29 protein-coding genes and 1 pseudogene are annotated in these 21,093 nt (G+C 66.9%); 29 read left to right on the top strand and 1 reads right to left on the bottom strand.

Annotated elements, in window-relative coordinates; genetic code table 11:
* Positions 1-4 precede the first annotated feature (4 nt).
* The 3 genes from OG430_RS33130 to OG430_RS33120 are packed head-to-tail and all read left to right on the top strand — an operon-like array spanning position 5 to position 2,861.
* Positions 5-1,081, top strand: a complete 1,077-nt coding sequence (locus tag OG430_RS33130) for a hypothetical protein (protein WP_327356319.1) — start codon at positions 5-7, stop codon at positions 1,079-1,081.
* A 24-nt stretch (positions 1,082-1,105) separates the two neighbouring features.
* Positions 1,106-2,647, top strand: coding sequence for a hypothetical protein (locus OG430_RS33125; RefSeq protein WP_327356318.1), 1,542 nt, complete (start codon positions 1,106-1,108; stop codon positions 2,645-2,647).
* 7 nt (positions 2,648-2,654) lie between these two features.
* The gene (locus tag OG430_RS33120) at positions 2,655-2,861 is read left to right on the top strand and encodes a hypothetical protein (RefSeq protein ID WP_327356317.1); all 207 of its coding nucleotides are present in this window, start codon (positions 2,655-2,657) and stop codon (positions 2,859-2,861) included.
* A gap of 68 nt (positions 2,862-2,929) precedes the next feature.
* Here the strand turns inward: OG430_RS33120 and OG430_RS33115 are convergent, their stop codons facing one another.
* Complete coding sequence (locus OG430_RS33115; protein WP_327356316.1) at positions 2,930-3,421, bottom strand: hypothetical protein; 492 nt, start codon at positions 3,419-3,421, stop codon at positions 2,930-2,932.
* A gap of 200 nt (positions 3,422-3,621) precedes the next feature.
* Between OG430_RS33115 and OG430_RS33110 the strand changes: the two genes are divergently transcribed.
* The 26 genes and pseudogenes from OG430_RS33110 to OG430_RS32990 all read left to right on the top strand — a co-directional run bounded on the left by OG430_RS33110 (position 3,622) and on the right by OG430_RS32990 (position 21,060).
* On the top strand, positions 3,622-3,981 hold the full coding sequence (locus OG430_RS33110; protein ID WP_327356315.1) for a hypothetical protein: 360 nt from the start codon (positions 3,622-3,624) through the stop codon (positions 3,979-3,981).
* Positions 3,982-4,039: 58 nt separating this feature from the next.
* Positions 4,040-4,732 (top strand): annotated as a pseudogene (locus OG430_RS33105) (N-acetylmuramoyl-L-alanine amidase); the annotation flags it as partial.
* Positions 4,718-5,095, top strand: coding sequence for a peptidoglycan-binding protein (locus OG430_RS49525; RefSeq protein ID WP_442816747.1), 378 nt, complete (start codon positions 4,718-4,720; stop codon positions 5,093-5,095). The pseudogene OG430_RS33105 and the gene OG430_RS49525, both read left to right, overlap by 15 nt.
* 4 nt (positions 5,096-5,099) lie before the next feature.
* Positions 5,100-5,315, top strand: coding sequence for a hypothetical protein (locus tag OG430_RS33100; RefSeq protein ID WP_327356313.1), 216 nt, complete (start codon positions 5,100-5,102; stop codon positions 5,313-5,315).
* A gap of 88 nt (positions 5,316-5,403) precedes the next feature.
* Positions 5,404-5,943, top strand: coding sequence for a flavoprotein (locus tag OG430_RS33095; RefSeq protein ID WP_327356312.1), 540 nt, complete (start codon positions 5,404-5,406; stop codon positions 5,941-5,943).
* Positions 5,944-6,004: 61 nt separating this feature from the next.
* A complete protein-coding gene (locus OG430_RS33090; RefSeq protein ID WP_327356311.1) occupies positions 6,005-6,517 on the top strand; it encodes a hypothetical protein in 513 nt (170 codons plus the stop codon).
* Positions 6,518-6,537: 20 nt separating this feature from the next.
* On the top strand, positions 6,538-7,215 hold the full coding sequence (locus OG430_RS33085) for a non-canonical purine NTP pyrophosphatase (RefSeq protein ID WP_327356310.1): 678 nt from the start codon (positions 6,538-6,540) through the stop codon (positions 7,213-7,215).
* Between the two features lie 133 nt (positions 7,216-7,348).
* On the top strand, positions 7,349-7,690 hold the full coding sequence (locus OG430_RS33080) for a histone-like nucleoid-structuring protein Lsr2 (RefSeq protein ID WP_327356309.1): 342 nt from the start codon (positions 7,349-7,351) through the stop codon (positions 7,688-7,690).
* 226 nt (positions 7,691-7,916) lie between these two features.
* Positions 7,917-8,498: a hypothetical protein gene (locus OG430_RS33075; RefSeq protein ID WP_327356308.1), complete on the top strand. Its 582-nt coding sequence runs from the start codon at positions 7,917-7,919 to the stop codon at positions 8,496-8,498.
* Between the two features lie 349 nt (positions 8,499-8,847).
* Positions 8,848-9,189 (top strand): hypothetical protein, encoded by a 342-nt coding sequence (locus OG430_RS33070; RefSeq protein WP_327356307.1) that lies wholly within the window; start codon positions 8,848-8,850, stop codon positions 9,187-9,189.
* Positions 9,190-9,229: 40 nt separating this feature from the next.
* Positions 9,230-10,339 carry an AAA family ATPase gene (locus OG430_RS33065; protein ID WP_327356306.1) on the top strand — a complete coding sequence of 370 codons (1,110 nt, stop codon included), beginning with the start codon at positions 9,230-9,232 and terminating at the stop codon, positions 10,337-10,339.
* A gap of 75 nt (positions 10,340-10,414) precedes the next feature.
* Complete coding sequence (locus tag OG430_RS33060) at positions 10,415-11,560, top strand: PD-(D/E)XK nuclease family protein (RefSeq protein ID WP_327356305.1); 1,146 nt, start codon at positions 10,415-10,417, stop codon at positions 11,558-11,560.
* Between the two features lie 89 nt (positions 11,561-11,649).
* Positions 11,650-12,504, top strand: coding sequence for a hypothetical protein (locus OG430_RS33055; protein ID WP_327356304.1), 855 nt, complete (start codon positions 11,650-11,652; stop codon positions 12,502-12,504).
* A gap of 223 nt (positions 12,505-12,727) precedes the next feature.
* Positions 12,728-13,141 carry a hypothetical protein gene (locus tag OG430_RS33050; protein WP_327356303.1) on the top strand — a complete coding sequence of 138 codons (414 nt, stop codon included), beginning with the start codon at positions 12,728-12,730 and terminating at the stop codon, positions 13,139-13,141.
* The gene (locus OG430_RS33045) at positions 13,138-13,656 is read left to right on the top strand and encodes a hypothetical protein (protein WP_327356302.1); all 519 of its coding nucleotides are present in this window, start codon (positions 13,138-13,140) and stop codon (positions 13,654-13,656) included. The genes OG430_RS33050 and OG430_RS33045 overlap by 4 nt, the downstream gene beginning before the upstream one ends.
* 33 nt (positions 13,657-13,689) lie before the next feature.
* A complete protein-coding gene (locus OG430_RS33040; protein WP_327356301.1) occupies positions 13,690-14,148 on the top strand; it encodes a hypothetical protein in 459 nt (152 codons plus the stop codon).
* A 276-nt stretch (positions 14,149-14,424) separates the two neighbouring features.
* Positions 14,425-14,772, top strand: coding sequence for a hypothetical protein (locus OG430_RS33035; RefSeq protein ID WP_327356300.1), 348 nt, complete (start codon positions 14,425-14,427; stop codon positions 14,770-14,772).
* Positions 14,773-15,053: 281 nt separating this feature from the next.
* Complete coding sequence (locus tag OG430_RS33030; RefSeq protein ID WP_327356299.1) at positions 15,054-15,188, top strand: hypothetical protein; 135 nt, start codon at positions 15,054-15,056, stop codon at positions 15,186-15,188.
* A gap of 170 nt (positions 15,189-15,358) precedes the next feature.
* Positions 15,359-15,667 carry a hypothetical protein gene (locus tag OG430_RS33025; RefSeq protein WP_327356298.1) on the top strand — a complete coding sequence of 103 codons (309 nt, stop codon included), beginning with the start codon at positions 15,359-15,361 and terminating at the stop codon, positions 15,665-15,667.
* A gap of 83 nt (positions 15,668-15,750) precedes the next feature.
* On the top strand, positions 15,751-16,068 hold the full coding sequence (locus tag OG430_RS33020; RefSeq protein ID WP_327356297.1) for a hypothetical protein: 318 nt from the start codon (positions 15,751-15,753) through the stop codon (positions 16,066-16,068).
* Between the two features lie 465 nt (positions 16,069-16,533).
* A complete protein-coding gene (locus OG430_RS33015; RefSeq protein WP_327356296.1) occupies positions 16,534-16,980 on the top strand; it encodes a hypothetical protein in 447 nt (148 codons plus the stop codon).
* Entirely contained in the window at positions 16,977-17,216 is a 240-nt protein-coding gene (locus OG430_RS33010; protein ID WP_327356295.1) for a hypothetical protein, read from the top strand. The genes OG430_RS33015 and OG430_RS33010 overlap by 4 nt, the downstream gene beginning before the upstream one ends.
* Positions 17,213-18,214 (top strand): DUF3560 domain-containing protein, encoded by a 1,002-nt coding sequence (locus OG430_RS33005; RefSeq protein ID WP_327356294.1) that lies wholly within the window; start codon positions 17,213-17,215, stop codon positions 18,212-18,214. Before OG430_RS33010 ends, OG430_RS33005 begins: the two co-directional genes overlap by 4 nt.
* A gap of 131 nt (positions 18,215-18,345) precedes the next feature.
* Entirely contained in the window at positions 18,346-19,332 is a 987-nt protein-coding gene (locus tag OG430_RS33000; RefSeq protein WP_327356293.1) for a hypothetical protein, read from the top strand.
* 1 nt (position 19,333) lies between these two features.
* Positions 19,334-19,894, top strand: coding sequence for a hypothetical protein (locus OG430_RS32995; protein WP_327356292.1), 561 nt, complete (start codon positions 19,334-19,336; stop codon positions 19,892-19,894).
* A gap of 284 nt (positions 19,895-20,178) precedes the next feature.
* Entirely contained in the window at positions 20,179-21,060 is an 882-nt protein-coding gene (locus tag OG430_RS32990) for an N-6 DNA methylase (protein ID WP_327356291.1), read from the top strand.
* The last annotated feature ends 33 nt before the right edge of the window (positions 21,061-21,093 follow it).

Genomic DNA, 21,093 nt, shown 5'->3' with positions numbered 1-21,093 from the left:
GTATATGACGCAGAACGCCCTCACCGGCGAATGGCTAGCACCTCATCTTCCCCTGACAGATGTGGAGTTCGGGCCCGAGTTGAACGGGCCGGGCGAACTGCGTGGGTCGCTGTCTCCCCGTCTGCTGTGGTCGTACCCCAAGCTCGCCGAGCCGGGCAACACTCTGCTGTATGTGGAGCGCAATGGGCTGCTGCGCTGGGGTGGCCTCATCTGGCAGACCGAGCCTGAGGGCAACGAGATGAAGGTCGAGGCGGCGGGCTGGTCCTCGTACTTCCACCGCCGGCACGACCTCGATGGTGAGCTCGGCGGCCGCGGCCCGTACGTACGCGCCGACCCGTGCAAGGTCATCCGGGACATTGCCGCCTACGCGCAGTCCGTCCCGGACGGGGACCTCGGCGTGAGCGTCGATGGCACCACGTCGAAGACGACGGTCGGGACGCCGTCGGAGCCGTGGCATTCGCGCTGGTGGGAGAACCCGGTGCTCGGGGACCTGCTCGACGACCTTGTGAAGGACCCGGATTCGCCGGACTACACGTGCGCCACCTGGTGGGACAGTAACCACCAGCCGGTGCGCCGCATCCGGCTCGGCTACCCGCGGCTCGGCGCCCGCCGCACGGATATCGCCTTCGGCACCGGCATCAACATCATCGACTCGACGCCGGTCACCTACAGTGCCGACGAATACGCGCAGGTTGTCATCGCCACCGGCACCGGCGAGGGCCGCTCCCAGCAGCGGGCCATCGAAGCCGTCCGGAACAAGCGGCTGCGTCTGGAGCACGTCCTCGAACTCCCGGATGTGCGCGGCCGTGACGTGCTCGCGCAACGGGCGAAGGCCGAGCGGGCCTGGCGGCAGAACCTCGGTCACGTCGCCGAGATCACCGTCCGCGACCATCCGTCAGCGCCGATCGGGTCGTGGCAGATCGGCGACGACGTGCAGGTCAGCGTCCGCAACGAGTGGGGCACCTGGTCCGGCTGGTGCCGCATCACCGGCTACACCATCCGCCCCGATACCAAGCAGGGCGAGACCGCCACCATCCGCTTCGAACCGGCCGGCGCCCACCAGTACGCCACCGCCGCCTGAATCTCACCAAGGACGCTGATCTTCTTGCCCACCGACATAGGTACCCGACTCGCCCGCCTGGAGAAGCTCCTCCGTACGGCGATCCGCTCCCCGAAGCTCGCCAACGCCAGCCTCGAGAACGGCGCCGTCGACGTATACGACGAGAACGGCTCCCTACGAGCGGTCATCGGCCAGCAGGCAGACGGCACGAGCGGCATCGTGCACGTGAACGGCCCTCCTCCACCCACCCCCACTACCCCGGCTCTCACCGCCGTCCTCGGCGGGGTCGCCGTCACGTGGGATGGCCGGTTCGTGGGCGACGATGTGGCTCCGCTGGACTTCTCCCGCATCGAAGTCCACTCCTCACCAACTGCGGACTTCGAGCCCACACAAGAGACCCAGGTCGGCACGATCGAGTCCCCACGCGGCGGCACCGTGCCCATCCCTGCCGAGGAGCCGGTCCATGTGCGACTGCTGGCCCGGAACCTGTCCGGCACCGCTAGTGCGCAGCCCTCCGGCACCGCGGGGCCGACGGGGCCGGCGGTGGTCGTCGCCCAGGACGTCCTCGACGGGATCATCACCGAGACCAAGATTGCCCAACAGGCGATCACCGAAGCGAAGATCGCGTTGGGTGCGGTCACCGAGACCAAGGTCGCGGCAGGGGCTGTCACCACCGACAAGCTCACCGCGCTGAGTGTCACCGCGGAGAAGATCGCCACGCTCGCGGTCACCACCGACAAGCTGGCCGCACTGTCGGTCACTGCCGACCAACTGGCCGCGAACGCGGTGACAGCCACCAAGATCAAAGCAGGGGTGATCGAGGCAACCCACATCAAGGCCGGGTCGATCACAGCGGAGAAGCTCGACGCGAACGCGATCAACGGCAAGACCATTACCGGCGCCACCATCCAGACAGCCCCCGATGGGCCCCGTCTCGTTCTCAGTGCCTCCCGCCTGCGGGCGATCGGCAGCAACGGATCCAGCATCGGCATGGAGCCCAACGCCGCCTACCCCTACATCTACTGGTCGTCCGTGGACGGGACGAACCAGGCGTTCGTCAACGTCAGCGGCAGCACCTCGGATGCGAACATCGGCATCAACTCCGGCAGCTTCACCGACCCTGACAGCGGCGGCACCTACAGGTGGCGCACGTTCTTCGGCAACGATTTCTTCGCCGCGGAACGCATCACCGTGAAGGGGGCCGACGCGGTGGCCGGCCGCCTGTACCTCAACAAGAACCTGGCACAACTCCACGCTGGCGGCGGCAGCCTGACCCTCGTGGACAAGGCGGCAACGGTGTCCGCACCTACCATCCGGGCGGCTGGTGTGCTGAGAGCAGACAACATCTCGATCGGCACCTCCACCATCACGCCTGTACCGAACAAGCCCACCTCGGTCACACTCACCGGCGGCACTATCAAGGGCACCAACCATCGTGCGTTCGTCACCCCGGTCACGTCAGCGCCGGGCGACAAGGTCCTGGGCGTTGGTGTCACAGGCGTCTCGTCGAGCGGACTGACGATCTGGCTCCACCGCACCAACAACACGAAGACCCTGGTCAACTGGATGATCATGGGAGAGGACTGACACACCCATGGACGAAGAAGCACCGGTCACCATGGCCGCAACCTGCCGCACACCGGAATGCCCGGTCGAAGGCCAGCCCTTCACAGCCGCCTTCTACGCCAACAGTGAGCCGCCCACCTACCGGGGCATCTGCATGCGATGCGGGCAGGAACTCACCGATCTTGTCCCCGTCCGTGCCTCTGCAGCGGAGAACGGCTCGGCCAACTCGACGTAACAGGCCGCGTCATCGAACACCTTCCCCGCTGAACTATGGCTCTGCTCAGAGGAGTTACCGTGCAAGGCCTACTTCTTGCGTGGCGTCCAGGGCTTGACGTCAAACTCCTTCGCGGCCAAGTCCATGTTGTTGTGGTACGTGTAAACGGCCGCGAGATACACGCCCCCGGCATCGTCACCCGCGGACACCTGCTGGTTCGCGTGGAACTTGATGATCGCCTGGCACCAGTCCTCGGCAGCGTCCGCAAAGTCCTGCGTCTCGGCTGGGGCGCGTCGGGAGACACGCTCAAAATCGTGTACTGATGCCTGAGCCTGGAGCGTTGTTTCCTCGATCGCGCTCTTCACCTCCTCGGGATCCCTCTTGTCCTTAACTGCCTTCCACTCCGCGTCCCAGGCCTCTCGGAGAGGCTCAACGAGTTCGCGTACGTCGCCGATCGACTTCTCCACCTCTGTGTCAGCTCCGCATCCAGCTATCCCGAGCATGAGCAGCACGGCTATAGCTCCGGTCATGACCCGACGTTTGGCAAGCATGAGTTCCCCATATGTGAGTAGCGGCTTCATCGGGGCACAGCATTGAAGGCAAGCTATAGACGCCATGGAGACGGAGTGCAGATAAGCACGTCATCTGCTGCTCCTCGAATGCACACCGTCCGTCCCCGACTGGACGTCAGTTTACGCTTCTTGATCAACTTTCCGCGGCCGCAGTGCTCTTGGGCCCCTTACGATCAAATCAGGGCACGGGGCCGCCAGGAGTGATCGCGGTGTCCGTGCCGCCGAGCGCCGAGCCCACACTGTGGGAGCTGCACCGTGCCGTCTCGCAGCTGCGTGAGGATCTCCGTGGTGACCTCGCACAGCTCGCCGCACGCCTCGACCAGGTCGTCACCCAGGACGTATACCGGGCCGATCAGCGGGCAGTCGATCAACGCATCAGCCAGGTCGAGGCAAGCCTGTCCGCCCTGCGCGGTGAGCATGACCAGAGTCTGGATCGGGCCGAGCAGCAGCGCCGGGAGGACCAGGCGCAGGCTGCAGCGACGAGGCGCCTGGTGATCTCTTCCTTCGTGGCCCCGCTGCTCCTCATGGCCTTGCAGCTGTGGATCGTCTCGCGCGGGACACCGCCGTAGGGCATAGGCGAGCAGGTTCAACATCAAGTTCGGGCGCGGGGAGATTTCGAGCGCCGAGTTGGCAACACCTCTTACCCCTGACCGGCTGGTCGCGGCCCTGCACGCTGAAGGCGTACGTGTCGTCGAGCGGTCTGGCTGGCAGTCCCACAACCGAAACCACAAGGGGCCCTGGGGGCCTGTCCGTGGCGTGATGATCCACCACACGGTGACCTCCGGCACGAGCAACACCGTCAGTATCTGCGAGCGCGGCTACTCGGGGCTTCCCGGCCCGCTCTGCCATGGTGTGATCGCGAAGGACGGCACGGTCCATCTGGTCGGGAACGGCCGCGCCAACCATGCCGGCCGCGGGGACGGCGACGTGCTCCGTGCGGTCACCGCTGAGCGGCCCCTTCCTTCGGCGAACCAAGCCGACACCGACGGCAACACGTCCTTCTACGGCTTCGAGTGCGAGAACCTCGGCGACGGCCATGACCCCTGGCCTGCCGCCCAGTTGGAGGCGATCGAGCGGGTCTCGGCCGCGCTGTGCCGCGCGCACGGGTGGGGCTCGGCGAGCGTGATCGGGCACAAGGAGTGGCAGCCCGGAAAGATCGACCCCAAGGGCTTCACCATGGGCTGGCTCCGCGGCCAGGTCGCCACGCGACTGAAGTCCAAGCCTTCCGGCGGCAGTTCGGGTGCGGGATCGAAGGATGGCGGGGCAGCAACATACGTCGTCAAGAGCGGCGACACGCTCTCCGGCATCGGCAAGAAGCTCGGTGTCAGCTGGGAGCGCCTTGCTCAGATCAACAAGATCACAGCCCCGTACGTCATCAAGGCCGGGCAGAAGCTCACCATCCCCGGAACGACAGCCGGGGGCACGTACACGCCGCCTCCGTTTCCGAACGGTCTTGCTCCGGGCCGCTCGTCACCGTCTGCGAAGAGCCTGCAAAAGGCACTGAAGGACACCGGCTGGCTCGACCGGTCGGTGCCGCTCTCCGACAACTACGGGCCCCAGACGCAGAAGGCCGTGGCCGGCTTCAACCGCAAGCACAACCTGTTCACCACTGGCCGCCCCAACGATCCTTCGATCGGCCGCCGCGGCTGGGACCTCCTGCACCGACTCGCCTACGGGAACTGACACCTTGACCGACTTCATTCACGCCCACAGCACCCGCCTCTACGCCATCGCCGCCGCGGCACTCTCGCTGATCGCCTACTACGTGGACGGGCTACCGACAGGACTGATCCTCGCCCTGGTCGCTGCGGTCCTCGGTACCGGCGAAGCCGTGCAGCGGGCTGAGGACCGCAAGACCTCCAAGGCACTCCATCAGGAACCGCCCGTCCCGACACGCCTCTAGACCCGAGCCGGCCGCGGACTGTCGCGGCAAAGCGGTCAGTTCCAAGCGGCCTGCGGCCTCCTCCTGACGGTGCCATGATCGGCACCTGGTGGGAGGAGGCTTTGCTGTGCACCCTGTGGTTCATCTCGTCGGTTGCGGTACACGTCCAACCAGGGACCTGCCCGGCTTCGCGGCTGCACTTCGGGGCGACGGCTGGGACCCGTACATCGTGCCCAGCCCCGTAGGGCTGCGCTTCCTCGACGTCGCGGCCGCTGAGAGCGAGTCGCAGCACGCAGTGCACTGGGACTTCGTCCCCGATGCGCCCGAGGAGTTGCCGCAGGCTCAGGCCGTGATGGTGGCGCCTGCGACGTTTAACACGATCACAAAGCTCGCCGTCGGGGCCGCCGATACCCTCGCTCTGGCCGTGGCCGCTGAGGCGATCGGCGCGCGGCGCCCCGTCGTGGTGGCGCCGTGGGCCAACGCCAGCCTGAGCAGCCACCCCGTGTACGCGAGATCGCTGCGTGCACTCCAGGAGTGGGGAGTGATCGTGCTGCCCGGTGATCAAATCCAGCCGTTCCCATGGACGCCGCTTCGCGAGCATCTCGCCCGCATCCGGACCGGACTCGTCGCCGAATGCGACGGTGCCTGAACAAAACGACTCCACCGCTAGCCCCTGCCGCAACACCGTGCCGCCTGGCAGACTCCCCGCCATGGTGATCGACGACCCCCGACTGATGCAGATTGAGGAGCTGCTCAATCGCGCCGACGCGCTGCTGCACGGCGGCGATCCGAAGGCCGCCTTCGCCGCCGCACACGACGCACTGCAGGTGCTGCCCGCAGACGGGACGCTCTCCCGCGAGGAACACGACGAGTGGCTGCTGCGCGGCTGGCTGATGTACGCGCGGGCCCAAGAGGCGCACAGCCACGTACAACAGGCGCTCTTCCAGGAGTGCGAGCTCAAGCCCGCCGAAGGCGCCTGGCGGGACGGCTTCGTCCGATGGCGGCATGCACTGTTGTGGCGCGCGGCCGCGGTGGTGGGGGTCCTGCTCGCTGGCATCGTCTTCCTGCTGGTCGGCGCGTCGGTGGTCGCGTCCGCGCCCGCCGCGCACCGTGCTCCCACAACCGCGGCCGTCGCCGCAGGGACTGTGGCACTGGCCATGGTCCAGGCACTGGCCGTGTGGCTGTTCGCGCAGGCTGCCCGGCGCCCAGCAACCAGCAGGTAGCGGCCTGCGCCCCAAGTCCGATGGAGAACTACCGGTCGGACACCTCGCTGGACTTCTTCAACGAGCCGGTGGCGCCACGCATTAGAGAGAGGACGGCTTCACCGATGGCCGGTCATGTCTTGGCGATGTGCACAGGAAACCCGGGCAAGTTCCGTACCGCGCAGGAGCATCTGGCTCCATGGGGCATCGAGATCGAGCAGGTGCCTCTGGAACTGGATGAGATCCAAACAGTGTCGGTTGAGGAGATCGCTCGGCACAAGGCCCGGCAGGCTTTCGCTGCCCTTGGCCGGCCGCTGTTCGTGGAGGATTCCGGTTTCTACATCGACGAGTTCAGCGGGTGGCCTGGGCCCATGGTCAAGCATGCACTGGAGGCGTTTGGGCCTGGCGGGCTGACGCATCTGGCAGACCGTACGAAGGATCGGGTGTGCCGGTTCGTGAGTGCCGCCGTGTACGTGGACGCGTCCGGGGATCTCCACGTCTTCGCCGATGACACGAGGCAGCCCGGGACCATAGCCCTGGAGCCTGCGCGGGGCGCTGGAGAGAGGGCGTGGTCGGATCTGTGGTCGATCTTCATCCCGCGGGGTGCTGCGACGACTCTGTCTGCGCTTCCCTCCGCCGAGCAGGATTGGTTCTTCGCTGAGTGGCGGAAGGCCTCAGTCGTCGCGGCGCTGGGCGCGTGGCTTGCGCATGGGCAGTGACGCTTCTGGTTGATATCGAGGAACGGCAGTTGGGCTCATCGGGCATGCGTGTGGCAGCCGGGAGGTCTGGCATAGCTCAGCCCCTGTGCAGAGGATTGTTGGATCGGGCTGAACGTGGCCTACGATCCCCCGCATGGCCCAGAAGGTAGTCACAACATATGTGGACGACTTGACCGGCGAGGAATCGTCGGACATCGCCACGCACAGCATCCTCATCGACGGCGCTGGGGTCGATATCGATCTCACTGATGGAAACTACGAGAAGCTCCTCGAGCTCTTGAATCCGTATCTCCAAGCTGACGGCGCTCGCCGAATTCGCGGTGCCGCGAAGGCGAAGGGGAAGTCCCAGGCGTCGACCGGCGGCAGGGACGACTCGTCCGCGATCCGAGCTTGGGCGAAGGTGAACGGGTTCGAGGTCAGCGATCGAGGTCGTGTTCCGGCCGCCGTCCGTGAGGCCTACGAGAAGGCTCGCTGATGTCCGTCGAATAGGCGGTGCCCCCCACAGCCTGTGGGGGGCACCGCTCATTTCGTGGAAGGCGGAGACCCCCAGAGCATCGGCAAGTCTGGGGGTCTCGTGCACCTCTTGGAAAGTGCGGCTTCAGCCTAACAAAGCCCAGGTCACGGGCCTCGGCCATCGGATCTGGACCAGCTACCACTATTCTGCTCTCTCAAGCACGTCGTAGCGGAGAGAGGTGGCTGGAGTGGCGAAGCCACTGCTGTTCGGACGCATGGAGATTGGCCGGGTCTACAAGATCAAGCCCGCGGCAGTCAGCAACAACTGGGTGTACAAGGGTGTCCTCTCCTACGAGGACGCGGTGATTGTCTCCGGCAAGCCGGTCTGGCCCGGAGGGCTCGTGATCGCCCTGGCGCTGCCCCCGGGCAGTCGTGGCCGGCAGCTGGATGAGCAGGAACTCGCCGCGCTCGAGGACGAACAGCTGGCTGGCTACCGTCCGAAGAAGAAGGCCGAGCTTCCGCCGCTCGTTGGTGCTCAGGAGTACGGCGAGCTGTTCGGCGGCGTGAGTGAGTTCACGGTCAGCAGTGCGGCACTCTCCGGTTCGGGCCAGGTGCCGGCGCCTGACTACGAGTTGTCGGGTTCCAAGGTGTGGCTCCTGGACACGGTGCTGGCCCATGCTCCGACGACGATGGAGATGTCGCGGAAGAAGATCTGGGTGCTGCGCGACGAGGTGGCCGCGGCATTGCGTGAGGGCCGGTACGCGGGCCCGGGTTCGTTCTTCTCGCAGCGGGGGAACAAGGCGACGGTGAACTCGGAGACGGGCGATTGATTCCGCTGCGGCGGCCGACCGGAGGCGTTGACGTTCTTCCGCCCGCGGGTGAGAGGGACGCGGGTAGGCGCCTGCTCCCCGCGGGACGTTCGTTGATGGCCCTCAGTGCGAGTTGAGATTCACGGTCTGGCGCGCCGATTTCGTGTCGCCTTGGCCACATTCGCGGGGATCGCTCCATCTGGCCGGTGAGGGCAGGTCGCGGCGATGGCCCTGTAATGCACTGCGTTTGAGCTGAGTTGACCCCCTCCATTAAGAGAGTAGAATTCAACAAAGAAGGGGAAGGGGTCGGCACTATCGCCGGATCTTGTGGCGCAGAATAGGTCGCGATAGAAATGAGAAGGGAGAGGTCATGCTTCCTGTGCAGCTGGAGCTGCCCATCGCGCCACTACGGCATCCGGAACCGGCCGGCAAGGGGGTGAGCATCCAGGAACGCTTCGAGTCGTTCCATCAGCTCAACCCCTGGATCCTGGAGCAACTGGAGAAGCTGACCGCCGACTGCGCCGAGCGCGGCCTGCGGCGCATCGGCATCGGCATGCTGTTCGAGGTGCTGCGCTGGCAGTATGGGCGCGCGACGCGGGGTGAGCCGTTCAAGCTCAACAACGACTTCCGTTCGCGCTATGTGCGCATGCTGCTCAGCCGACATCCGGAGTGGTTGCTGCTCTTCGAGACCCGGGAGCTCCGCACCCCTTGACATAGGTCGCGATAAATACACGCATCTCTTGGAGAAGTGCATGAACCACCCTGTACCGAAGCTCCGCACCCGGAAACCCACAGGCGTTATCCCGTGGCCGATCATCCTGATCGAAGGCGTGGAGAAGAGCGGGAAGAGCCACCAGGCTGCGGCGTTCACCGGCTCGGAGCAGACCGGGCAGGCTTACTGGCTGGAGCTCGGCGAGGACACGGCCGATGAATACGCGAACGTGCCGGGCGCGGACTATCTGCTGATCGAGCACAACGGCAGCTACCACGACATCCTCGGCCAGATAGAGGCCGTGCACGCAGAGGCCAGGCGCGCGGCCGCCGCGAAGGAGAAGCCGGTCGTCCTGGTCATCGACTCGGTGTCGATGCTGTGGCGGATGCTCGTGAACTGGACCAACGAGCGCGCCCGCCGCACTTCGAAGAACCAGGACAAGCTGCGCTACGAGCCGGATGCCGAGATCAAGCCCTCGATGAATCTGTGGAACGACGCGTCCGAGCGGTGGCAGCGGGTCATGTACCTCGTGCGCACCATGCCGGGCATCGTGATCCTGCTCGCCCGGGGCAAGGAAGTAGCCGCCGTGGACGGCAACGGGGATCCGATCCCGAAGACGAGGGACTGGCGGGTGGAGGGCCACAAGTCCCTCGCGTACGACGCGACGGTGTGGGTGCGCCTGCAGCGTGACAGCGATCCGCAGGTCATTGGTGCCCGGTCGCTGAAGTTCGAGGTGCCGCGCAGCGGAAGGCCGAAGACGCTGCCGGACTTCTCCATCGAGAGGCTGGTGTTCGGCCTGATGGGCTGCTCGATCCACAACCAGCCCAAGGTCGCCCCGGAGTTGACCGGGGATCTGGCGCAGCAGTGGATGCCGAAGGTCCACAAGGCGTCCGAGGAGGGCGTCGAGGGCCTGAAGGAGCTGTGGCGCCAGGTCGAAGCGGACGAGGATCTCAGCCGCAACGAGGTGCTTGTGGTGCGGGCTGCCATCGAGCGCAAGGCCGCCGAGGTCAAGAACCCGAAGAAGTTCAGCGACCCGACGAGCGACGACGTGGCGCGGCTGCGGGCCGCTGCGGCTGAGCAGCAGGGCCAGGACGCAGAGGTCACGGACGGCTTCGAGGAGCTCCCGTCCGACGAGTTCACCGCCGCCTGACCCTCGAACCCCCTCTTTCTCTTCCGGGGCCCGCCGTGACGGGCCGGGCCCCGGCATGCCCTCTAGGAGACTGCCGTGACCGCCACAACCTTCCGTGCACCCGGTTCCTTGTCGATCTGGGATGCCGCGCACGCTGCCGACTCCCGCCGCCCCCGGTCTGTGCAGACCCAGTTGGGGGCGTCGGACACGATCTGCTCACGCCGGGCCGGATACATTCTGGCCGGCGCGGAGCGTACGAATGCCGGGGACAAGCGGGCAGCGATCCTCGGGACGTACATTCACCAGGGGCTGCTTGAGGATGCTCGCCGCGAGTATGGGTGGCTCATCGAGCGCACCGTCGCCGATGCCACGCTGCGCGGCCACATTGATGTCGTCCAGCTGGATACCGCGACTGCGGCCCGGCTGCCCAGGCGGCACAGGCCTGTTGAACCTGCCGAGGTCGTGACGGTGGAGGACGTGAAGACGAAGTCGAGCCGCGTCTGGGATCGCGTCGTCAGATACGGGCCGACAGCCGCGGAGATGCGGCAAGTCCTGCTGTACGCCGACCTGCTGCGCACGGTCGGGTTCGCTGATGTTCCCGGTCAGCGGTATCTGCACCGGCTCGGTCCGGTCGACGTGCAGCGTGTCCGGTTCCGCTTTGTGTGCCGCGATACGGGTGAGGAGCACATCCAGGAGTTCGCGTTCGACGAGTGGCTGGCTGCCCAGGCTCGTTGGTGGGTGGACCGTGTTACGGAGGCGGAATCGCCGGAGGAACTGCGGCGCGACCACGACGGCCCCGGCCTGTCGGTGATCTGCGACAACTGCCCGTTCGTCCAGGCCTGCTGGCCAGGGGTGGCGCCGGGCCAGCCTGCGCAGACGACTCTCATCCACGATGACGAGGACCGGGCCAGGGCTCTCGCCGATTACGTGCGGGCGCATGAGCGGCTCCGGGATGCCAAGCAGGCCAAGGAGATGGCGCGGGCGATGCTCGACAACTCGCCGGAAGGCAACTACGGGGACAACCACCTTGGTTGGAGCGGGGGCAACGACAGGGAAGAGACCGATGTCGCCGCGATGGTCGAGCAGTTCGAAGACGCCGACCTGGCGGTGCCGATGATCCCGGACACGGAGGCCATGGTGTCCATCCTGCGCCGCGCCGGCATGGCCGTGCCTCGGCGCAAGGCCGCTGGCCAGAAGACCGCCCGCACCATCAAGGTCAGCCGGGCCCGTAAAGCCGCCTGACGGCCTCTGTGGCGGCCCCGCACGGGCGGTGCGGGGTTCGCCCTCTTTCTTGATCTTTTCGAAGCTCTGCTGCCCTGGAGGCATGTTCCGTGTCGATTCTGCGCCGCCACCTCAGCACCGGGTTCACAGTGCTGCCGACGGCCACCCTTGAAGACTCCCGGCTGTCGTTTCGCGCGCGAGGGATTCTCGCCTTCCTGATAGCCAAGCCGGACGACTGGAAGGTGCGGGCCGAGTCGATCGCCAAGGCGGGCAAGGAGGGCCGGGACGCGGTGCAGGGCGCGCTGCGGGAGCTGCGGAACTGTGGCTACTACCGGGTGGTGACCGAGCGGCTGGATGACGGGACGCTGGCGAGGGTCACGGAGGTGTACGACACCGCTCAGGAATGGGCGGCTGAGGAGTATGTGCGGCAGGTGGGCAGGCGGGTCGAGCGCAGGTTGAAGCGGGAGGTCGAGGAGGCCGCAGATGGGGGTCGCGAGGAAGATGAGGGGACCGAAACCGGGTTTTCAGGCGTCGGTTCACCAGGCGTCGGTGAACCCGTCGCCGGTTCTTCAGGCTTTCTAGTTAGTAACCAGAACAAGTACCCACAGGAGAAGAACCCCCCTCCCCCCGCAGCTGACGCAGCAGGGGAGTCCGGTGCCGCTCCGTCCCCAACTGGCGAGACCGCGCCGCCGTCGTGCACCGCGCACCCTGACCGCCCAGGAGGCTCCTGCCGTGGTTGCGGTACGAGTCCGCGACAGCAGCGGGAGGCGGAGCAACGGGCACAGAAGGAGCGACTCAAGACCGCCGAGCGGGAGGCGAATGAGCGGGTACTGAAGTCGGTGCGCCGCGATCCTGGTGGGCCGGGGCTGTCGGCGGTGGCCCGTCGCAGGCTTGAGGAGATGCGCGAGGCGCGCGCCGGGGCGGCTGACGGTGATGGCGGGCAGGAGAGCATCGGCGCAGGATAGGTCACATCTGATATGAAGGACTTGGGAGCGGATCCCATTTGCCACCCCTACCCCACAGAGTAGAATTGGCGTTCCGGGTGAAGGGGAGATTCCCCAAGAGTGAGGCTTTCAACTGCGGTGTCATGCGACTGTCGGGGCCCTGAATGGACCTCCACTCATCAATCGCGACCCCCTAACGCGGCGACTAAATAGGTCGCTACATTAAATCCAGGATCGGATTCTCATGCTGAACGTCACTTCGAAGGTTGCTGCCATTCACGCCGAGTACGGGCCGGAGGAGCTGGACGCGCTGGCCATCTACGGCGACGTACACGCTGCGCTCGAGGCGATCGGTCTGCACCCGTACATCGAGACGCGCGGGGGCCTGGCCGTCTGCGCGTACGCCCCGGACGGCTCGTTGCTGATCTGGGCTGGCCAGGATGCTCTCCCGCTGGAGCGTCGCATGCTCATGGGCTGGCACGTCACACATACCCCGGAGGATTCCAACCGCCCGCCATGGCGCTGCGTCGTGCGGGACACGACACCTGCCGACCTGTGCTGTGATCCGCCGGGCGATCTGCGGCTCGATGCGATGACCGAGGCGATCGCCCAGCACTTGGCCAGCTGCTCGCACACGCCTGTGGGGGCAGGACAGTGAAGCTCTCTGACGATGACCGGCTGATGGCAGTGCGGGACTTCTTCACCCCACCGCAGTTGCTGGAGTTCTTTGACCTTCCCGACGGTGCGGCACGCATCGAGTGGGGCGAGCGGCAGTTCACCGAACGCGACGGACGCTTCCGTGTGCGCCGCCTGGACGGGGAGCCGGATGCGGGGGCGTCGACCGTATGGACGCCGACGCCGGGCGGCTTCCGGTACGAGGTCCATGCACCGCAGGGCGTGCGCGCCGAGATTGCGACCTGGCGTGACGCTCATGAGCTCATCACGGCACGCATGACCGCGGTGCGCTACGGCGCGCTTCGCTCAGCGGTCGAGCTGGCCCGCAGCCACGAGGAGTCCTACGTGCCGTGCCCGGGTACCTACGCCGACCCGGAAGCGTGGGCGGCGAAGTTCTATCGCCGCTGGTCACGCCAGAGTTCGACTCTCCAGCTCAAGGCCTCCGCCGCGCTTGACGCGATCTTGCCTGCCGCTGTCGCGCACCCGTCCCTGTTCTGAATCACCCTGCCGCCACAAGGATGCGTAACCCTCGTGATCACCTCCACCACCTCGACCGCTTGGACCGAGCTCGCACCGTGCGCCGGCCTGGACGGCTACCTTCCCGACGATGCGCTGCTGCGCAGGCCGAAGCAGCTCCTGGAAGCCTGCGGGCCGTTGATGCAGGGCTGCGCCGAGTGCCCGTTCTCTGCCCGCTGCTACGACCTGGTGCGACCGGAGGCCAACCGGTTCGACGGGGTGTGCGCGGCACGGATATGGGTCGATGGAAAGGCGGTTGCCGCAGCCTCGGGCTCCTCTGGGCTGCCCAAGTTGCCCAGCCAGGCCGGGACATGCGGTACGAGCAGCGGGGTGGCGGGGCACCGGCGCCTCGGTCAGGCACTGTGCGGGCTGTGCCGGGTGACGGCACAGCGTGCCGAGGTGCGTCGCGCCGGGGCGGCAAGCATTCGCAAGCGGGCTCGACGCAGTACCGCCCTCGCGGGGGCGGCAGCATGATGGACCCGCAGAACGCACTCATCGCAGCCCCTTCTCGGTCAACTTCCCAGCGCGTCCGGAAGGTTCGTTCGCCTGGTCAGTGCCGTCGCCCAGGAGCCCGTTCAGGGCGGCGTGCGCCGCCGAGCCACCGACGACGCGCTCGGCAGCCGCAGTGAAGCGCCAAGTCCAGGCCTGCGGGCTGGGGAAGCAGGTTTGACACCCCTTCACTGAAGAGTAGAATTCAATTACAAGCAGGAGGAGCCCCGCCTGCGACCGAACCGGAAGGACACCGCCCCGATGCACGCGCCACTACCGGACCCACTGGCCGTCCTCAAGCTCGCCGCCGAAAAGAACATCAGCGAGGGGCAGGCTGCCGCCGCGATCGACTGGGCCGCACGCCTGACGGTCGAGGCGTGGCACGAGTACGCCGACTTCTGGGGCAAGACCCGGGATGACCTCACGGCGATGGAACTGTGGCTCGCCCTGCTCGGCGACGACCACGTGAGCCTGCTCGACGACGCGGTGAGCATGATCCTCGGCGCGGAGAACGTCCTCGAGCAGATGTACCGGGAGCGCGACGCGGATCACGGCGACCGGCAGGCGCGGGTGATCCGCACAAACCGTCCGCGCATACGAATTCACTGACATCCACTCTCCGGCGGACGCACACAGACAGCCACTGGCCGGAGTCGTTCATTCACCGCCTGGCGAATACGGGCGGGCGCGAGGCCACACACATCAGGAGGGCACCCGTAGGCGCTATCGCATTCTTCACCACGGCCATCAGCACTGACCCAACGAGCGCCTTCAACGCCGCGCGAGAAGAGGCACGTTGGGAGCATGGAAGCGACGGCTACACCGGCAGCATCGCCGAGAAGGACAGCTTCGAGCTCTTCGTTGAGCCGAGGCGCGGCGAGGAGGCCGCCTTGACCCGCGCCGAGGAGTTGCTCGATCGCGAAGATTCCGCGATCGCCGACAAGTGGGGGCCGGCGGGAGCGTTGCCCGTCACGGTCGATTCCGGCGAATCCGGTTGGCTGTTCTTCGGCTTCGCGACTTACTGAGAACCCTCCCGTGGCGCGCATTCCATAGCGGGCAGGAGCCAGGAAGCCCTGGAGCATGTAAGGGATTTGAACTGGGAGAACGGGTTTGACGCCCCCTCCTTAGAGAGTAGAATTCAATCATAAGGCGGAGGGGAAATCCCTGCCGAACCACTCAACGCGGGAGCACAGGCATGGGCGCGATGGACTTCTACACACCTGCCACGGGACGCAGTGTCCACAGGGCCTTTTTCAATGCACGTTCACAGGCTGCCTGGGACCACGGTCACCGCATGTACTCAGGGACGGTCTACGAAAAGGACGAGGTCACAGTTCTGGACGAACCCAAGCGCCCGCTGGCACAGGCAACAGAACGCGCTATGGAGCTGATTGGAGGCAGGGACCCGCGGGTCTTTCCCAAGGAAGGGCCTGCCGGGGCGCTGCCGATAGAGACGGACGCAGGTGAGCCTGCATGGCTGTTCTTCGGGATGGCTGCCTGCTGAATAGGCCTTGGTTGCGCCCACTCCAAGGTGGGCGCAACCCGTCAAATACCTCTTATGCCGTTGCCGAAGGAACCCGCACAACCATGCTCGATAAGCACCTGCCGCTTCAGGCGGCTGCCGAGATCATCAACAGTCTCGGACTCGACAGCGGCCAGACCCGCCGGGCCAACCGCACCATGCAGCGCGTCGTCCGCCGCGCCTGGACCCGGCGCAGTGCCGCCAAACGAGCCGTGACGCTCGATGAGTTCGCCGATGCCGTTCCTGAGTGCCACTGGTCGTTGATGTTCGAGGTCTGCGGCCTGATCCTCCTGCGCCGCGACAGTGAGGCCTGCGCGCTCATCACCGTGGCCCGACGCCTGCGGACAGCGCACGAACAACGGGCGAGCGACACGACTCACTGATCCAACGCCTGCCCGATGAGAGAGAACTCCTTTGATCCTCAGCCCTCGTGAGATCGCCCGTGCCGGGGTTCGCGACCGATACCCCGAAGACGACTTCCCCAACCGGCAGATAGCCCTCCGCGTCCGGCGCGCCTTGAAGCGCCGAGACCGCCAGCGCACCCGGACCGAAACCGACGAGTTCTACTCGCACCCACCCAGCCCCGACGAAACCGAGCACCCATGACCTGCCATCCCCTGCCGATCGGCACGCGGGTCTCGCACATCAACCAGCAGTGGCCCCGCAGCCTCCCGGACGGCACCGCCACCGTCATCGACCGTAAGGGCCCCTGACCGGACGGCTCATGGGAGTACCAGGTGTGCGCGGCTGGCGACTTCTCGCGCCGCCAGAGCCCCGACAATCCCAGATCCCGCACCACGTGGTGGCCGTCCTGGGCCACCACACCGTCACTACCGAAGGAGAAGGCCGTGAACAAAGGCCCCCATGACAACGAGATCGAGAGCGCCGAGCAGGAAGCCCTCCCACTCCACCGGCTCCTCGCCCGTGCCATAGCCGCAGTCGACGGCGACATGGAGGAGGCCTTCGTTGTCTTCGGCTTGCCCAAGCTGTGGGCTCTGACCAGCCCGGAAGCACGACGGCACGTACTGCTTCTTGCCGCCTGGGAAGCCCGCGACGCCACAGCCGCCGAGCTCGAATCCCCCACATCCGCAGGCCAGTACGCGTGGGCGTTCACCCAGTACGCATCCTCGTGGGCCAGCAGCACCCGCGGGAACTCGGACGCGTTTTGCGCGGGACCGCACTCGGCACGCCATGCCGCCTCGTCCCTCGCCTTCGACCGCGACGACCTCTTGTTGTCCTTGCAGACGGCGCTGCTCCTGGCCTCCCGTGCGGCCACGCCGGAGGGGCGACCGTGAAGGCCGGCGACTGCGTGGGGCTGCGCGCTGCCCTCGGTACGCCGCTGTCCGACGCACACGGTCCGGAGATCGCCTTCCACATCACCGCGGCCGAAACCCTGGCCGGCCACGGCGCTTGGTACCACCTGCACACCGCTCACTGCGCAGCACAGGAAATCTTCGGGGGCTGGCACACCGGCCTCGCTCTGACCCCCATACCGCCAATCCGGCTCACGGAAGGACCACCACAGCTGTGACCATCGAGATCACGCACTCACGTCGCGACGGCACCCTCGTAGAGGGCAGCCGTAAGGGAGACGGCGTCTTCGAGCTCATCAGGCCGTACGGCTTCCGCTTCTTCCGTTCGCTGGGCTGCCTGGGCCTGCCCCGCTCACGCGACAAGGCGGCCATGATGTGGAAGATCAACCCTGCCGCCGAGGCCCTGCGCGCCGAAGGCTTCGAAGTCACCGTCACCATTGACGAGGACACCCGGCGCAGCTTCGCCGAGGCGGAAGCCGAACGCGTCGAGCAAGCCGAGGCGCGGGCCGACCGGTTCGTTGAGCGTGCCGGCCGCGCGGCCGGACACTCCGAGGCGCTGCAGGAGAGCGCGCACCGGCTGGCGTCCTCGATCCCTTTCGGTCAGCCCATTCTGGTCGGGCACCATTCGGAGCGCCGCGCCCGGCGCGACCAGGAACGCATCCACAACAGCATGGGCAAGTCCATCGCCGAGGGAAAGCGCGCCGACTACTGGGCGGGCAGGGCGGCAGCTTCCGAAAACTACGAAGAGTTCCGCAACGCCCCGCGGCGTACTCTGCGCCGCCTAGAGAAGCTGCGGGCGGATCTGCGCAGGGTCGAGAAGTGGCAGAAGGGCGAATCGGCCGGGGGCTACACCCGGAACATCGGCAGCCCGGAGACGGTCGCGGAGCTCAACCGTCGGCATGAAGAGCTGACGGAGGAGATCACCTACTGGGAGGCGATCATCTCGAAGGCGGAGGCGGACGGCTTCAAGATCTGGGGGCCGGCGGACTTCGCGAAGGGGGACTTCGCGCGCGTGCACGGCCGGTGGTTCCAGATTCTGAGGGTGAACCCGAAGTCGTTGACCGTGCCGAGCATCCTCAACGTGCACTCCAAGGTCGTCACCAAGGAGAACTCGGCGTTCGGCAACATGACGCACACCGTCCCCTACGACTCGGTGTTCGGCCGCAAGTCCGCCTCGGCCATGGCTGAGGCGCTCGCGCCCGCAGACGAGTCGTAACCCCAACACCCCCTTGTGAGCTGGGTGTTCGCAGTTGCCCCACCCCACATAGAGAGTAGAATTTGATTACGAGGTGAGGGGATCACGCACTCCCTCACCTCCCACCTCAGCCCCACGAGAACGGCATCCGCATGAGCAACACCCAAGCCCTCGCAAGCGGCGGCACCAGCGTCTACCTCGCAGGACTGAAACCCTCGATCCGCAACCTGGCCTCAGCCGCCAAGGCCTTGGCCCGGATCGACGAACTCAGCTGGGCGCCGCTGGGCGGATATCCCGGCAGCGACGTCCTGTGGCCCGTGCGCTGCCTGATCTGCGGCTGGGAAGGCACCCGCTTCTACAGCCACCTGCGCCTGGCCCGCCCCGCCAGCCGTCACCCCGGCTGCCTCCCGCAGGCAGAACATCCCGCCGCCCTGGCCAAGCTCGCCGAGCGAGCAAGGAGCACCTGCGAGTGTTCCGTGCCGCACGCGATCACACCCGAGCAGGTCGCACTGGCCATCGAGACCGTCACCCAGGCTCAAGCACGCGGCAACGTCCAGGGGTTGGTGATCGGGCTCGACCGTCTCCTGACCCCCTGCCCGGCGACCGGGGCCCGCGCGGCAGCGGTCGCCGCCCACGTCCGGTCAGCGAACCGCATCAACAACGAGGAAAGAATCTCCGTGGATCTCTACCTGCCCGGTGACCGGGTGGCCGTCCGGTACCTGTCGAAGCACCACGGCCCCTGCGTCGCCTACAACCGCACCGTCATCCAGTCCGAGCCCCACGAACAGCACGGACCGCAGGTCTGGGTGCACATGCCCGACGACGCCGTGTACGGCAGTCCGCTGCGGTTCGCCGCCCAGAGCGACTCCATAGCCTTGATGGAGAGCACTCCGATCGAGCGACAGAGCCCCGCGTTCCTGGCGGCCAACCTGAGCTGGCACCTCGCCGCTGCGGCCCCGAACTCCCTGCAGGCGACCTGGCCGCACCCCCGCAGCCATGCCCTGGTCACCGAGCCGTTCACGGAAGCCGAGCGTGCCGGACACGCCAGCATCGCCGCCCGGTACATCCAGCAGTGGCGCCAGATGGACCCTGCCGGGTTCCGCGCCTGGCAGCACTCCTGCTCTTCGGACGGTGTGTGACGTGACGGGCTGGATGCGCGGCATGTGGAGCATCACACTGCGGCACCCCGAACGGGAGGCGGGCACGTTCACCTATTTCGTACCCCACTGGCAGGCCCGCACCGAAGCAGAAGCACGCGGGGCCGCGACGGCTCGCCATGCCGATCGGGCCTCAGTGCTGCTCGACCCGCTCACCTTGCGCGAGATGATCGTCGGCGAAGTGGCGTACAGGGCTGCGGTGCGCTCGCAGGAACGGGCCGTGGCCTGGGTCGCCCTCGCGCAGCACGATGCGATCAACGCTCGCGGATGGCACGCCGCCGAGCCCGGCCACCGCGATGAACTGTGGCGCCAGGAGCTTCGGGAGATGCACGAGCGGTACCGGGAGCGGGTCATCGGCTTCGGCGACTCCCTCGCCGACATCCTGACTTCACCGCCTGGCACGAACGCGGGCTGGGACCTGGACCCGTACCGCGATGATCTCGGACGCATCGTGTGGGACGACATGCGCGCCGACATCCACAAGGCTGCGCTCTCCCACATCTGGCACACGCCGTACGGCGTCGTCTGGATCGACCAGGGCTGACCCTCGCCCCGCATGACCTGCACGGCTGTCTCCTCTTCACCATCCCGGCCCGCCCCTGCCTGCGAGGGCGGGCCCCCGCACACCCACACCCCCTCGCCGAAAGCGATCAACTCGTGACGCAGCTCGACCTGTTCGCCGCCCTCCAAGAAGAGCCGCAGCCCATCCCCGCCGCCTTCACCGCGCCCAAGGCGCCGCCCGCTCCTTCCCGCCCCACACCCACGGCGGCCGCGGCTCCAGCCCGGCCGCGCAGGACAAAGCCTTCGGGTGACCCGCACGGGCACGCCATGCGGATCGGCGAGGGCGTTGCAGGCGTATGGCACCGGCAGCACGGTGGTCCGCGCATCGAGGTGCCCATCGGTATCGTCGCCGCGCTCTCCCTGATCCGGCAGAAGGACGACAGGGGCCCGGACTTGAAGGCGCAGATCCTCGCCCAGGAAGACACGCAGTTGATCGGCATGTTCCGGGAGATCTGGTCAACCCACTGGATGCACCGGCCCGACCTGATCGAGCGGGCTCGCATCCTGCACGAGTGGCTCAACGACGAGGAAATCGACGGCCACCGCGCCTACGTGGTGCGCGCCGTCACCAAAGCCGCCTTGGAGCATGGCCTGTTCGACCTCACCGGGCATGCGGACCCGTACCTGCGCGCCCAGACGGATGTGCTGTCGCCGGTCATGATGCTCGTTCGTTCCAGCGGCGCCCAGCAGGGCCTCGGCGAGTACCACACCCCCGCCTCAGTAGCCGATGCCATGGCGAACATGCTCGCGGCCGAGAGCGTCATGGATATCCAGCTTGCGGTGGATGACCCGCAGCGCGGTCAGCACGTCCACGACCCGGCCGCCGGCAGTGGCGGACTGCTGCGCTCGGCGGCGCAGCACCTGCGTGAGCGGGGGCTCGATCCGGCAGATTTCCAGTGGTCGATGGTCGACATCGACGAGATCGCCGCCGCCTGCGCGGCAGTGAATTCGATCATCTGGCAGCTCGGGCCTCGGGTGACGGTCGCCTGCGCCGACTCGATCGTGAACCCGAGGGCCGTCGAGGAAGCGATGAAGCAGGCGCGGGCCGTGTTCGCGCACCGCGACGAAATGCTCGGCAAGGCGCGCATCATCGCCGCCCTGCGCCAGACGCAGCACCTGCTGGAGCAGAGCACCGCGGTCGCCGCCTGACTCAGGCAGGCGCGAAGCCGACAGCGGCAGCCT

This window comes from Streptomyces sp. NBC_01304 (genome assembly GCF_035975855.1).
Lineage (GTDB): Bacteria > Actinomycetota > Actinomycetes > Streptomycetales > Streptomycetaceae > Streptomyces.
Note: the sequence above shows the minus strand (reverse complement) of the source record. Positions and strands in the feature narration are given on the sequence as shown.

What these genes read in the sequence shown, in the direction of transcription:
- OG430_RS33085 (WP_327356310.1), top strand. Translation starts at nt 6,538, where the DNA reads ATGGAGAACTACCGGTCGGACACCTCGCTGGACTTCTTCAACGAGCCG.
- OG430_RS33070 (WP_327356307.1), top strand. Translation starts at nt 8,848, where the DNA reads ATGCTTCCTGTGCAGCTGGAGCTGCCCATCGCGCCACTACGGCATCCG.
- OG430_RS33050 (WP_327356303.1), top strand. Translation starts at nt 12,728, where the DNA reads ATGCTGAACGTCACTTCGAAGGTTGCTGCCATTCACGCCGAGTACGGG.
- OG430_RS33000 (WP_327356293.1), top strand. Translation starts at nt 18,346, where the DNA reads ATGAGCAACACCCAAGCCCTCGCAAGCGGCGGCACCAGCGTCTACCTC.
- OG430_RS33120 (WP_327356317.1), top strand. Translation starts at nt 2,655, where the DNA reads ATGGACGAAGAAGCACCGGTCACCATGGCCGCAACCTGCCGCACACCG.
- OG430_RS33020 (WP_327356297.1), top strand. Translation starts at nt 15,751, where the DNA reads ATGCTCGATAAGCACCTGCCGCTTCAGGCGGCTGCCGAGATCATCAAC.
- OG430_RS33080 (WP_327356309.1), top strand. Translation starts at nt 7,349, where the DNA reads ATGGCCCAGAAGGTAGTCACAACATATGTGGACGACTTGACCGGCGAG.
- OG430_RS33130 (WP_327356319.1), top strand. Translation starts at nt 5, where the DNA reads ATGACGCAGAACGCCCTCACCGGCGAATGGCTAGCACCTCATCTTCCC.
- OG430_RS33025 (WP_327356298.1), top strand. Translation starts at nt 15,359, where the DNA reads ATGGGCGCGATGGACTTCTACACACCTGCCACGGGACGCAGTGTCCAC.
- OG430_RS33115 (WP_327356316.1), bottom strand. Translation starts at nt 3,421, where the DNA reads ATGAAGCCGCTACTCACATATGGGGAACTCATGCTTGCCAAACGTCGG.
- OG430_RS33065 (WP_327356306.1), top strand. Translation starts at nt 9,230, where the DNA reads ATGAACCACCCTGTACCGAAGCTCCGCACCCGGAAACCCACAGGCGTT.
- OG430_RS32990 (WP_327356291.1), top strand. Translation starts at nt 20,179, where the DNA reads ATGCGGATCGGCGAGGGCGTTGCAGGCGTATGGCACCGGCAGCACGGT.
- OG430_RS33035 (WP_327356300.1), top strand. Translation starts at nt 14,425, where the DNA reads ATGCACGCGCCACTACCGGACCCACTGGCCGTCCTCAAGCTCGCCGCC.
- OG430_RS33090 (WP_327356311.1), top strand. Translation starts at nt 6,005, where the DNA reads ATGGTGATCGACGACCCCCGACTGATGCAGATTGAGGAGCTGCTCAAT.